General features: G+C 47.5%; 13 protein-coding genes and 1 pseudogene. 8 read left to right on the plus strand and 6 right to left on the minus strand.

What is annotated here, in order from left to right; all coding sequences use genetic code 11:
- Positions 1-10: 10 nt before the first annotated feature.
- From AC4IFB_RS18065 to AC4IFB_RS18080, 4 genes are all read right to left on the minus strand, one after another.
- Positions 11-1,627 carry an efflux RND transporter periplasmic adaptor subunit gene (locus AC4IFB_RS18065; RefSeq protein WP_490780929.1) on the minus strand — a complete coding sequence of 539 codons (1,617 nt, stop codon included), beginning with the start codon at positions 1,625-1,627 and terminating at the stop codon, positions 11-13.
- A complete protein-coding gene (locus AC4IFB_RS18070; protein WP_490774869.1) occupies positions 1,624-2,853 on the minus strand; it encodes a TolC family protein in 1,230 nt (409 codons plus the stop codon). The genes AC4IFB_RS18065 and AC4IFB_RS18070 overlap by 4 nt, the downstream gene beginning before the upstream one ends.
- Before the next feature lie 93 nt (positions 2,854-2,946).
- Positions 2,947-3,297: a hypothetical protein gene (locus AC4IFB_RS18075; RefSeq protein WP_490774870.1), complete on the minus strand. Its 351-nt coding sequence runs from the start codon at positions 3,295-3,297 to the stop codon at positions 2,947-2,949.
- A gap of 83 nt (positions 3,298-3,380) precedes the next feature.
- Positions 3,381-3,527 (minus strand): hypothetical protein, encoded by a 147-nt coding sequence (locus tag AC4IFB_RS18080; RefSeq protein ID WP_490780930.1) that lies wholly within the window; start codon positions 3,525-3,527, stop codon positions 3,381-3,383.
- Between the two features lie 131 nt (positions 3,528-3,658).
- On the opposite strand from AC4IFB_RS18080, the gene AC4IFB_RS18085 reads away from it, so the two are divergent.
- The 7 genes and pseudogenes from AC4IFB_RS18085 (at position 3,659) to AC4IFB_RS18115 (ending at position 9,685) form a co-directional block, all read left to right on the plus strand.
- The gene (locus tag AC4IFB_RS18085) at positions 3,659-3,832 is read left to right on the plus strand and encodes a helix-turn-helix domain-containing protein (RefSeq protein ID WP_490780931.1); all 174 of its coding nucleotides are present in this window, start codon (positions 3,659-3,661) and stop codon (positions 3,830-3,832) included.
- A gap of 250 nt (positions 3,833-4,082) precedes the next feature.
- Complete coding sequence (locus tag AC4IFB_RS18090; RefSeq protein WP_490780932.1) at positions 4,083-5,078, plus strand: OmpA family protein; 996 nt, start codon at positions 4,083-4,085, stop codon at positions 5,076-5,078.
- A gap of 145 nt (positions 5,079-5,223) precedes the next feature.
- Positions 5,224-6,015 (plus strand): response regulator, encoded by a 792-nt coding sequence (locus AC4IFB_RS18095; protein ID WP_490778033.1) that lies wholly within the window; start codon positions 5,224-5,226, stop codon positions 6,013-6,015.
- Between the two features lie 108 nt (positions 6,016-6,123).
- Entirely contained in the window at positions 6,124-6,399 is a 276-nt protein-coding gene (locus tag AC4IFB_RS18100) for a hypothetical protein (RefSeq protein ID WP_490780933.1), read from the plus strand.
- Positions 6,400-6,606: 207 nt separating this feature from the next.
- Entirely contained in the window at positions 6,607-7,512 is a 906-nt protein-coding gene (locus AC4IFB_RS18105; protein WP_490780950.1) for a GNAT family N-acetyltransferase, read from the plus strand.
- A gap of 875 nt (positions 7,513-8,387) precedes the next feature.
- Positions 8,388-8,770 (plus strand): annotated as a pseudogene (locus tag AC4IFB_RS18110) (fused MFS/spermidine synthase); the annotation flags it as partial.
- A 108-nt stretch (positions 8,771-8,878) separates the two neighbouring features.
- Entirely contained in the window at positions 8,879-9,685 is an 807-nt protein-coding gene (locus tag AC4IFB_RS18115) for a fused MFS/spermidine synthase (protein ID WP_490780934.1), read from the plus strand.
- 136 nt (positions 9,686-9,821) lie between these two features.
- Here the strand turns inward: AC4IFB_RS18115 and AC4IFB_RS18120 are convergent, their stop codons facing one another.
- Positions 9,822-10,712, minus strand: a complete 891-nt coding sequence (locus AC4IFB_RS18120; protein WP_490780935.1) for an MBL fold metallo-hydrolase — start codon at positions 10,710-10,712, stop codon at positions 9,822-9,824.
- Between the two features lie 85 nt (positions 10,713-10,797).
- Complete coding sequence (locus AC4IFB_RS18125) at positions 10,798-11,655, minus strand: HDOD domain-containing protein (RefSeq protein WP_490780936.1); 858 nt, start codon at positions 11,653-11,655, stop codon at positions 10,798-10,800.
- A 373-nt stretch (positions 11,656-12,028) separates the two neighbouring features.
- On the opposite strand from AC4IFB_RS18125, the gene AC4IFB_RS18130 reads away from it, so the two are divergent.
- The gene (locus tag AC4IFB_RS18130; RefSeq protein ID WP_490778027.1) at positions 12,029-13,057 is read left to right on the plus strand and encodes a hypothetical protein; all 1,029 of its coding nucleotides are present in this window, start codon (positions 12,029-12,031) and stop codon (positions 13,055-13,057) included.
- Positions 13,058-13,255 lie beyond the last annotated feature (198 nt).

Raw genomic sequence — 13,255 nt, forward strand, 5'->3', positions numbered from 1 at the left:
TTGCGCGGCATCACTGCAGTAGTTCTCCCGCAGACTGACCATAGGGATTTAACGGCTGCCCAGCCATCTGCAACCAGAGTCGATCATCCGATTCATTGCGATAGAGTTGAACCCCCAGCTTCTGATAGTGCTCTTTTCGCCCGCTTACCACCCAGGGTTGTAGTTCGCTGACCAGTCTATTCAGTGCTTCAAGTAGAGCGCTCTCAGAGCGAGATTGCTGTGCCTCTTCAATTGCTCTGGATGCACCATCCAGGATCGGTCCCAGTCGGGTATCACCAAATTCGGCCCATAGCAGGTCACGAATCTCCCGTGCTGGTTGCAGTTGATCTGCAGTTACATCGTAACCATCCACCTGCGCCTCGTGGAGATAGAGGGCCGCATCGATAAGATGGTCCACCATTGCCAACTGATTCTGGCTCAAAGGTAATCCATCCAAAGTGAGTTTCAGGCGTTGAAGCTTCTGGAAGGATTCACGCAAGGCGCTCTCGGAGTCGATGAGAAACTGACCGGAAACCACGATCAGGTCACTGCTGTCGACCCCCTCCACCAGCTCTGTGAAGCCCCCGTTGCTCAATCCTGTACTGACTCTGCGCGGCTGAAACCTGCCCTCCCCAAGAGACACCACCAGATAGGATCCATCCTCTCCGATCAGCAGAGCACTATCGGCTATGGCTAGCCGCTGATCCATGCCAACCTCGAACAGCACATCGGCATAAGCACCAGGCCGAAGTTGACCATCTTCGTTGGACATCGCCAACCTGACTGTGCCGGTACGGCTATTGGAGTCTACTGTAGGGTGGATATAGTCAATACGACTCTCGATCACCCTGCCTGGAAGATTGGGAAGAATCACCTCTACCGGTGTATCGAATGTCACTTTTGCCAGGTCTTTCTCCGCTATCGCAGCATTAATCCAGACCGTTGAGTAGTCCTGCACAACTGCGAGTGTGTCTCCGGGCCGTACATAGGCTCCCTCTCTGACATTGAGATCACTCAGGGTGCCACCGGTTGAAGCGTAAAAAGGAACCCGTTCCACCAACTTTCGTTGCTTGCGCAGCCTTTGTATAAAGCTCTGGGAGACACCAAGTGCCTCCAGTCGGATAGCAGCGGAAGTTATGCGTTGCTCACTGTTTCTCTCCAGAGCACTGAGATAGTCTTGTTGTGCAGTAACCAGATCTGGACTGAAAAGACGATATAGAAGATCGCCTCGCTTTACCTTATCACCCACTGCTGTAACGCCGAGGGTCTCAACCCAACCGGGTACCCGGCTGGAGACCTCACTGCGTAGACGTTCATTCTCCGCCACCACCCCATAGGCTCTTATGCGGCTACCAAACCTGGTCATCTCTGCGTGGCTATAGCGTACCCCCATATTCTGGATCGTCTCCGGTGAAATGGTGACCACAGCCCGTCCGTTGGGCTGATCCCCACCCTCATCCAGAACCGGGCCACTCTGCAGCTGCACAAGATCCATACCGCAGATTGGACAGCTACCCATCTCTTCAGCGATATAGTGTGGATGCATAGGGCAGGTATATTGCTGTGACTTCTCCTGCGACTGAGCCAGAGTAAAAAACAGCAATAGAAAAATCGTAGCGATCTGCTTGACCGATAGACTTGATTTCATAACATCTCCTCCACAAGCAAGGCATTGATCCGTGCGGCAGCTATGGTCTGTTTGGTCTCTGCGCCGGCTAGATCCAGATCGAGTTCTGCAAGCTGCATTGCCGGACGTATCACCGATTCCAGGTCGATATCTCCCGCTTCATAGCGACGTCGGTTTGCAGCCTCCAACGCTTGCAGTCGACTCTGCCTCTCCCGCATAGCGTGTCTCAGTTCCACTGCAGTGTTGTAGTCTGCTAGTGCAGTTTCGTAGTCACTCCTGGCAAGGCGTAACTGTCGATCCTGTTGGGCCAATACCATGGTGACTCTGGCTTCTGCTGCTTTCAGTTTTGGTGTCTGATTGGTCGATGACCAAAGTGGTAGGCTGGCAGTGAACTTCAGGGTGAACCAGTCATCTCCGTCGAAGCTCTCTCCCGATTCTCTTTGTTGCCAGGCAGCACTGAAGGCGTAGTCGGGGTTGAATGCAGAACGACGCTCCTCTACCTGTGACTGAGCGACAGCCAGCTTGGCTATCGCAATCCTGACTTTGATCAGATCATCTGGATTACCTGACCACCTGCCTGGCTGGATCTGCGGTAGGGTTACTGTCGATGGCACTCTATCCACCAGTGATCGAAGTTCTGATCCCCATCGTCCAGCCTCACCGATCAGAGTCAGTTTTTTCTCTTCGATCTTGCTCTTCTGAACATCCAGTTCATCGAAGCGGCTGTAGACCGCCCCACCACCCGCCATCTCTCCTTTCAGCCACCGCTCAAGCTCGGACAATAGTGACAGCTGCTGATCCAGGGCTGCTTTTGAGTGGCTGATCCTGCGTTGTTGTGCAAGCGCCGTGATCAGCCGTTTACGAAGCTCTGCCATCACCATCTGACGCTCTATTTGAGCCAGAGTGCTACGAGCGAGATGAGTGCTGCGAAGCGCCTCTCTGCCTTTAAGACTGGGAATTGACTGTTTGAACTCCAGGCTACGGCTACTGGGTAAATAGCGATCAAAGCTGGTCGGCTCATTAACAGGTAAATTATTGAATCCAAATGTGAAATTAGGGTTTGGCAGAGACAATGCAGCATCGGCACTGGCCAGCCATTGCTGTTGTTCTGATGAAGAAACAAACAGGGCTGGGTGGTGCTGCAATCGAGTCAGTAGATCTGTAAATGCAGCATGCTGAGCATTTTCATCTGCATAGAGATGAGTAACTGCGAATAGCGCAACCATCAGTAACTGCAAATCCAGCATGCGGTTACATCTCCATGGAAACAGAGACAACATGGAACGTCTCCCATATAGAAAGATTCGGTCAGGTAAAGACCGAAAAAAAACGAGTAGGGCTTATACGAAGTAGGAGACTATAGGGGGGCGTAGCTCAACTGGCTGTTCTGACCGTGGAGGCGCAGGGAAGCTCGGCTCAGCAATATAAAGGACGTGGGAGACAGTAAGTGTGACTGCAGGAAGATCGAACTGCACGGTAAATCCACAGAAGACACAGTTCATGTTTTCGCAGTCAGCCAACTCAATTGCAGATTCAACTTCATGACAATGTGTATGTATCTGCTCGCTCATCTGGTTCATCACTTGATCATTAGTTGTACCACAACCATGAGACCAGGCCATCACTATGGGGGCCTGCAGCAGTAGTAGCGCTAAGAGCAGTACGCTGATTCTGTGTCTTTGCAGAGTCATAACTTTTGATAATGGACCATCATAAGAGTGGCGTCAATATTAAACATTTTCACTCACTGCAGTCCCATTAACTTTTAATCTCCTCAGAACAACTCTGAAAGCCCCTCTCCCTTTACGGGAGAGGGGTTGGGGAGAGGGTGTACGCGAAGCGTTTCATCTGGTTGAAAGATAAAACCGCATTGATCGTTCATATTTATCTTGCTGATTGTTGGAGAAAATAGGGTGTTCATTCTCCCCCTCTCCCCCGACCCCTCTCCCGCGAGGGGAGAGGGGGGGCGGTACAAACCGGTAACATCGTTTACAGATTAGACTGGGTAGATCGTTTACAGGTAGATAATGCATAGGTAAGGAGGAAAGACCTATGCGCTGGAAACGCGAGACCCCAATGGATAAAAAAATGATGTTAATAGGCGATTGGCTGAGTGGTGATTTCAGCAAGTCAGAGCTAGCGAGATATTACGGCGTCAGTCGACCAACAGTTCATAAATGGATCAGTCGATATGTGCAGGCAGGCACACTTCGGCCTCTCTTTTAAAAATCATATTGTTAGGGTTTCAAGCCTGCCCTTGCTCGGTGTTGCGGCTCTTGACAAGGGAACAACCATTGCCTGCACTCCAAGGGCACTTCCTGCGGGGCGCGAGCCGCGCCTTGATCAAGGGCAGGCTTGAAACCCTGAAGACAACATACTTAGTCGCCGGGTTAATAGTTTTACGGGGGTATTAATACCATCGCCGCGATTATTCGATGGGGCTGATCTATACTCGCTCGGAAAAGGAGGCTCAATCATGAACTACTCTATATTCATTTTATTGTCATTTGTTATATCTGCCACAAATCTGTTTGCAGCTGATATGTCGGGAGGGCGGGATCATCCTGAATTACCACGTGTGGCTGGTGCTGAGATACTTGGTTTCAGTTACAGCGAATACGACTCCGCAAACTTTCTGAAAGCTGAAGGTAAGAAAAAAATAGCAGTAGAGAATCCGGAAGGAAAACGAACCCGTATCCTCTATTTGGCAAAGGCTGGAGATACACCGTTGATGGTGCAGAAAAATTATAATACTGCCCTATCTGATTTGGGAAAAGCCAAAGAAATATATAGTTGTAAAAAAAAGAAGTGCAACAAGCATATACTTTCGACAACGCTATGGTCGCGGGATAGTATGATTCCAACTGAGGGGGTTAAACAACCGTTTTACTTGTTGGCGTTCTCACATAATTATAATTCTCCAGCCTATCGTTACAGTGAAGTGGTGACGGAAAATTCACGATATCATGTTGGTGTGTTTACTGCTGTTCTCGCTGAGAACAATGCAAATAAGAAATATAGAAAACGTACTGTGATACTGGTTGAAATACTGGAGGCCGGCAACTTCGAAGCGACATTGGAGTTTGTGGATGCTTCTGCTATGCAGCAACAATTTCAGGAGTCCGGGCATATTGCCTTATATGGCATCCAATTTGACCATGACAAAGCAACTTTACGACCTGAGTCAAAGGAGACCTTGGCGGAGATAGTTAAAGCACTTGAATCTGATTCTTCTCTGCAACTATATGTAGTCGGTCACACCGATGATGTCGGTAGCCTGAGTTACAACCAGAATCTCTCCTTGAAACGTGCCAATAGTGTTGTCAAAGCACTGGTTGCTGCTGGTATTAATCAAAATCGACTCACAGCAATAGGTGTTGGGCCGGTTGCACCGGTCAGCAGTCATGCAGCTGAGACTGGTCGAGCAAAAAACCGTCGGGTTGAGCTGGTTAAGCGCACAGTAGCAGATTGAGGTTTTGATAAGATGTTTGTGCTGTTATGTTCAGGTTTCTGTATGCCACACCCACCCAGGGGTGTGGATTATGAAGTTAGGATTAAAGTTCCTTGGTCAGTGACCGACTACAGACTAGATAGCCAAAAAAATAATAGGTGGCAAAGTGCATCTGGAAGAACTATTGGTACTGCTCGTCGAGCCATCAATCACCCAGCAACGGGTTATACGGCGACAACTCTCTGAACTGGGTATAGAGCATATAATAACGGTAAACACTGGGGAGGAAGCGCTGCAGGCTATGCGAATTGAACACCCAGACCTTGCCATCAGCACACTCTATCTTTCTGATATGACAGGCACCGATCTGGTGCACGCCATGCGTAATGATTCCGAGCTGGTAGAAATGGCTTTCATGCTCATATCAAGTGAGACCCGTTTTCGTTATCTAGACCCGATTCGGCAGGCGGGTGCAGTAGCTATTTTGCCGAAACCGTTCCAGTTGGCCGAACTTCGTATTGCGATGAACTCAGTAGTGGAATTTATTGATCCCACACAACTTGATTTGGATAACTTCTGTCCTGAGGATCTCAAGGTTCTTGTAGTGGATGACAGCAGTATGGCACGTAAGCACATCAGCCGGATACTCAATGCTCTGGGAATTGAGCAAATCACTGAGGCGAGAGATGGTCAGGAGGCGGTAGAGATAATCGCTAATAACTACTTGGATCTGGTGGTAACGGATTACAATATGCCGAACATGGATGGCAAGGAGTTGGTTGACCACATCCGAACTGCCAGCAACCAGGCCTCTATCCCGGTATTGATGGTAACCAGCGAAGAGAATGAAAGTCGCTTGGCTGCGGTTCAGCAGGCGGGTGTCTCTGCAATCTGCGATAAACCCTTCGAAGCCAGTGTGGTGCGGGATCTGGTTCAGAAGGCTTTGTCAGAGACCTAGTGGGGCATCCCTATAGGTAGTAGTATCATTTTCAATATTACTCTGTTTTGGTTCATCATGTTGTTGATTTACTCTATAATTGCACCCTGAGAATAGGCTGGAATTATTATGAAGTCACCTGTGGATAATCTACTTAAAGCGCATCGGGATTTAACCCACTCAGAAATGAAGAAAGTTGTTTCGCATGTTCAACGTGAGAGTGGGGAGTGGATGCTCAATACTTTGTTGATTGAGGGCACTGACGTGCCTTTCAAATATAAAAGGAAGAAACTGTATAAAAGTCTAGCAGGTCAACGAGTCAACCTGACTTACTACTCCGATAAGGAGAGTGTCGCTGGAATAGATATGGATGTTATGAGGGTTGTGCGAATCAAAGTATCATGACATTGGGTACCCTCGTTTGCCGATAGTGTAAAATGTCTATAGCAGTAAACAGGCCTATGCCGTTGTATATAAATAAATTTGTTTCTCAGTTCAACTCCAAATCATAGTTTCCAAATCTTAGATGTACTCATTCTGCTTAGGGATGTGTTCCTCTCTACCTCCTATGTCTATACATAGATTTCCACCTGAGTTGTTAATGCAAGAATAATCTGCTGGAATGTTCTGCCTCAGTATCGAAATAAGGGCATAGGCACTGCTTTGCTTTTACGATTGGAACAGTTCCTGTTTGCGAAGGGTACACAAGTCCTTAGCCACTCTATTCGCACTGATTTGCCTTCATATCTTGTAGTGGAAAATATACTGACTAGAGGTGGTTGGTCTGCTAATGAAACATTGCGATATTATAAAGTAACAAGAAACAGTTTTATCGAGCTCGCATGGTTTGCACAGGTGAAGGCTCGAAAGGGTTACTCTATATTTTCCTGGAACAAGTTACTGCCAATTGATAAAGAGCAGATACTGAAAAGACAAAATTCCAAAGAGTGGTTCCCAAAAGAGCTGGCACCATTTCAGCAAGAGTCGTCCATAGAGTGGTCAAACAGTCTCGGATTACGCTTCTATGATGAAGTTGTTGGCTGGTTGATCACTCATAGGGTAGCAGAAGATGTCATACAATATACATCACTATTTGTAGCTCAAGAACACAGAACTCTAGCTACAGGTATTTTGCTGATCATTGAGTCTGTGCGACGTCATCAAGAAACTGATGTTAGTCGTGCGATATTTCAAGTCCGTTCATATAATCGGGACATGTTAAAATTAATAAATCGCAGATTCAGCAGCATTATTTCAGTAAGTGCACAATGCATACTATTTAAACAGATGAATGCTGATACTAAAACCACCTGCATAGATAATACGGATATATTATTGAAACACCAGAATGCAGAAATGTATCGTCCATCTACCTATTCTAGACTATCCGGATTTGCAAAGAATTTAACTGTATGTATATCGTTAACAGCTGCGTTTGGTTGTAATAGAGTCACTGATTATTTAAGGAGCCGGGTTAATAGAATCTGTTACTCTCTCGCAGGGAGACCCGATGAGTAGAGAACCTGATTATGTAGATAGTGGACGCTATCCCCCAGGATGACAGATCTGTCATTCCAAACACCTGTCGAACGATTGCTATCGCTGTTTTGATTTACCACGAATTGATCTACGAGTTCTATGCCGGGGGTATCTCCCAAATTTACATCAAAAATGTATAGACCGGTATGAGTCCAGCCCCAACTTCAAAGCAACTGGATTCTATACTCATAGATAGCGTAGTGATATTTCACCCTACAAAATCTTTATGAGAATATTCTGACGAGTGTCCGATGATTTGTATTTACCTTTCATAGATCAGCAACTCTACATCCGCTGCCACCTGGCGAAGAGGAATTGATACTGAGGAGAGGTCTAGCAATCGGTTAGAGCCTGCATATCAGGTAAAAGGATTACAGCCTTAACGCTATGCTGATGGGTAGCGAATAAACAGCTGACAATCTGCCCCGGAAAACCATAGGCCCTGTCTGGGTTCCAGTGTCGCTAGCACCTTGCTGCGATACTCCTGCCGCTTTTCACTCTCCTATACGGTTAAATGCCTAATGAGGTAAGTATGTGCCATATCTCTATACTGTTTGATTGTAATGGGTTATCTCAACAACCATCATTTTCTTATGAGATTATCTGATAAAAACAGAAGTTGTAAGCAGTCAATTTTCGACTGAAAGCGATATACTTTGATACAGGATTTATAATTGTTTTTTTCAGTCGAACAATAAAAACATAGCAAGCTTTAGTTATGACTCGCACTGTTTTGATGGTTAGCTCTGCTGCGGTTATTAATCCTTGCTGTGATGATTCTATAACTGAGTTTTCAAATTTCTTCCTGTATCTGAAGGTGTTTTTCGGATGCCACCCCTGATTGAGAGAATTTTATGAGTGATCAACCTGCAGTAACTGTTTCCAATCGTCTGAGACTTTTAGGTTTTTCCCTGACCGTGTTTCTATCCTCTGCCGCACTTCTGGTGCTTGAGATACTGGCCGGCCGGTTGTTGGCACCGCATATCGGAGTGTCACTCTACACCTGGACATCAATCATTGGGGTTATCCTCGCAGGTTTGTCGCTCGGTAACTGGCTTGGTGGGGTTTGGGCTGACCGGGGTGCCGACGGTCGGGTGGCAGGTGTCGCCATGGCGATGGCGGGTATCTATGCCATGCTCGCTCTGCCATTCATGGATATCCTAGGCAGTTTACTGAACTCGCAACAGGTAGGTCTGCTCGGATCAAGTTTTGTTTTTGCCTTCGCCCTGTTTGCGCCACCCGCTGTGGCTATTGGTGTTGTGACACCACTGCTTACAACCCGTGCTCTCGATATAGATCCCAGGGCAGGGCATGTGGTCGGGAGAGCCAGTATTTCTGTATCCGCGTGGTCGATCGCAGTAGTGATGCTCCATTTGGTCAGGCCCGCGGGGTGGTGCTTGATCACCTGCTTCACGGCATCAATCATGAAAGCGATCCGAGAGTCATCATCGCCCCCTATGTCCATGCCATTGATGAGATTGTCTATCAACACTTCAATCAAGGTTATGAGGATGGACTCGATTGGTTCTTCCTTGGCGGTGGTAGCTATACTCACCCCCGTGCTGTACAGGCGCTGAGTCCGGGATCTTCCATAACTGTAGCAGAGCTCGATCCGATGGTGACTCTGACTGCGGTGGAGAAGCTATACCTGGAGCCGGAGGCAATGCGCATCCTGCATGAAGATGGACGTCGTGCACTTACTGCTGAATCCAGCAAGTTTGATGTCATAGTCGGTGATGTCTTTCACGATGTTGCTATCCCCGAGCATATGGTGACGTTTGAGTTTGCCAAGATCGTGCGTCAGCGACTAAAACCCGACGGCATCTATATGATGAATATCGTTGATGCGTTTCCCGACCCTCGTCTTGTCCGTGCCATCACCAAAACCCTGAGAGAGGTGTTCACCCATGTAGACCTATGGATGGAGGGTGTTCCCGAAGCCGAACGGGTAACCTTCGTGTTGAGTGCAACCAATAGTGAGCGACCGGCTGAGATCGTCCGGGCACGATTCGGCTTTGAGCGAACCTGGTATCGCGTTACGGAAAATTTGATGGCGTTGGGAAAACCGCTTGATGAGTTACCAGTGATTACCGATGACTATGCTCCGGTTGAACGTTTGATCGCGGGACTTTTGCTCGGGGGGAGGGGTTGAGATATTTCCTTCACCTGAAGGGGTCGGAGTCGAGAGCTACCATAGCGTGAGTCATCTCGAAACAACACAAGTGTATTTCTCTAGCAGACCAGTCCGTTCTTGCTTCGACTCCGGCACCGGAGATGAAGAAAACCGCTCAGATCTCTAGCATTAACCCCTCTTGTGCCAATTCGAACTGGGGGTCTCCATCCCTGCCCACGCCATGGGTCTTCTTGGCTTCGTTGAATACCGCGTCCAGATCGGTATCGCTACGAGTAGGTTCGTGATGGGTGAGAAATACCCGTTTCACTCCAGCTTCGCGTGCTGCCTCGATACTGGAGGCAAAGGTGCCGTGACCCCAGCCTTTGCGTTTGGGATACTCGGCATCGGTATAGGCAGTATCAATCACCAGAACATCGGCACCGCGGAAAAAATCCAGCACGCGGCTCCGTTGCTCATCTACCATCTGTTGGTAATCGGCATACTCCGCGTCATCCGGATTATAAATGTTGTATGGCCATTCGTGGTCACCGGTAAAGATAAATACCTTGCCGCCGCATTCCATGCGATAGCCGAAGTTCAGCACCGGGTGGTTTAACAGCATGCAACGCACATTGACCCCGCCGACCAGCACATCCTGACCCTCTTGCATATCCAGGTAGGCCATGCGGGCGTTGAGTTCGGCCTCACGCACCGGAAAATAAGCATATTCCATTTGTCGGGACAGCACCTCACCAATGCCCCGCTGGGTGATGGGGTCGGCAGCGCCGTGGATAGTGACTTCGTTACCCGCTACGAAAATGGGTAAAAACAGGGGCAAGCCCTGAATGTGATCCCAGTGGGTATGGGTGATAAAGATATGGGCCTTGAGGGGGAACTCGGGAATCAGCACCTGACCCAGAGGGAAAATGCCCGTTCCGCTATCCAGAATCAGCAGTTCATTATCGTCTCCACGCACCTCAATACAGGTGGTATTGCCCCCATAATGAACGGTCTTGGGTCCGGGTGATGGGATGGAACCCCTTACACCCCAAAATTTAAAACGCACGCGGTATATCCTTTTCCAGTGATGAAAAACAGGGGCCTTGCACCCATTCAAAACCAAGCATCATGTAAACACCATAAACCATCAATTAAAGTTGTGTGAACAAACGGGCCTTTTCCATTTCTCCACTGAGATCTCCCAGAGCAGACATCAGGCCAGATAAATCACTGCCAAACCGTTCAGATACCGAGGGTGGAAAATCCGCAATCAGATGATTGCCTGCATCACCAAAGCCAAGGGATCGCACGATCTGGTTGGCGGCAAACACTGCTTCGCACATACCGTCGTTGGCTTCTTCAGCCCCAAGTTCTGGGTGATGGTGGTGATGAATAGCATGTGCCAAAGCGGGGGGTAATTTCCAGGCCTCAGCCAAGCGTCCACCAATCTCATCGTGACTGATCCCTTGGGTCTCCCTCTCTACCTCATGTAAGCTGCGTTCTTGCTCAGCGGCATGATCCAGACAGAGGCGGAACTCCTCTGGTTTGAACTGAGCCAGCACCACTTTACCAAAATCGTGTAGTAATCCAGCAACAAAGAAATCTGTGGCATCTTTATCCGCCACACCCAAGTGTGTTGCCAGCAACTTGGCCACCGAAGCCACACCCAGTGAATGGGTCAAAAACTGATTCATGTCGAAGCCTGCCTTATTGCTCTTGGGTAACATGCCAATGGCAGCAATAGAGAGGGCCAGATTTTTGATGGTGTTGATCCCCACGTAAACAACGCCATGTTTGATGGAGTTGATGGGGCGTGATAGACCAAAATAGGCTGAATTGACCAGTTTCAGCACCTTCATGGTCATTACCGGGTCATGCTCAATGACCTGAACCAAGGCTTTGGGGGCACACTCGGGTCGAGAAGCCAGGTCCAGCACCTTGGTCACCCCCTGAGGAAAAGCGGGCATGCGCTCGACTAAGCCGGGTACCTCTTCTGCATTAATCGCCATAAGCCTCGCCCACCCATAATAAAAGTCTAACTCTACCGCCTTTGCCGGCAGCGTCAAGCCAGGGGCAGCAGAGGAGGAAAAGAGGTTATACTGCCCCTCTGCTGTCCGATTAACTTTCAATCTTCTCAGAACAACTCTGAAAGCCCCTCTCCCTTTACGGGAGAGGGGTTGGGGAGAGGGTGTACGCGAAGCGTTTCATGTGGTTGAAAAAAACTGCACTGATCGTTCATATTTATCTTGCTGATTGTTTGGGAAAAATAGGGTGTTCATTCTCCCCCTCTCCGCCGGTTCCTCTTCCGCGAGGGGAGAGGGGAGTTTCTCACTCCACTATTTAGGATACTTTTGACGATTTAGACACGAAAGGAGCGTTAAAATGAAATTTGTCAGGATCTTTTTCTTACTATTGGTTTCGTCTGTATCAACTGTTGTTATGGCATTACCGACGGCAAGGATAACCATTAAAGTAATGGATGAATCAGGTCTGCCCGTTGAAGAGGCCAAAGCAGGTTTGGTTCTGGAAGTCGCTAAAAAAGGGGGAGAGGGCTGGGGGACGAATACATCCTGGGTTTCAGGATTAACAGATGCTGATGGCTTATTTACTGGAGAAGGAGAAACTGCTGGTTACGTGGGCTTATCTGTAAAAAAGGATGGGTATTATGATGTCAGTAGTCATTTCAATGGTTTTACAGATACATCAGGATTTTTGGGGTTTAAAAAATACAAACCCTGGAATCCAACAGTTGAGCTTGTTTTAAAAAAGAAACTCAATCCTATCGCAATGTACGCTCACCCACTAAATGTTGTTGAAAGAGGTGCGAAACCTGAAATTCCAATGCTAGGAAGGTTCGTTGGTTTTGATCTGGTAGTTGGTGACTGGGTCGCACCATATGGGTTAGGGGTTGATAAAGATTTTTTAATTAAGGTAGATGTCAATCGAGCAGTATCATTTCAGGATCACGATGTGATTTTAACAATTCAATTTCCAAACGAGGGAGATGGGTTGATTCAATATTTTCCTGATACCAGCAAAGGGAAATCTGCATTACGACTACCCTATCATGCCCCCAGCAGTGGTTACCTCCCTGAATTCACGCGACGATATGAAAATAAACCAGGGACTAGAAGAGTTGGTGAAAGTGGCGATCCTGAATATGATAAAAATTATTTTTTCCGTATCAGGACTCAACTTGATAAACAGGGAAATGTTATAAGTGGGCGCTATGGGAAGATACATGGATCAATCAACTTATATAATTATTCACTAAGGCGAAAACAAAATAATCCATTTGTTGCCTTTAATTACTACCTTAATCCTAATGATAATGATACGAATATTGAATTTGATCCAGGAAAAAACCTGTTTATAAACCTGCAAGAGCAACAAAAAGTCCGAGACCCATAAAGATCACTGTCAAAGTTAATTTCTGTGAATAACTGAGCAAAAAGTATAAGCAATAATTGGAATATCTATAGTTGTTTATGAAAACCACGGAAGCTTTCTCTGCTTTTACTTGTTGTTTTATATGGTTTTTGTTGCACGACGAATGATGGGTATCCCGGTTTTGTTTGGTTTGTTTTAGGAGGTCTTAAAAAGAATCAT

The organism is Candidatus Thiodiazotropha sp. AKIB8 (assembly GCF_058244675.1).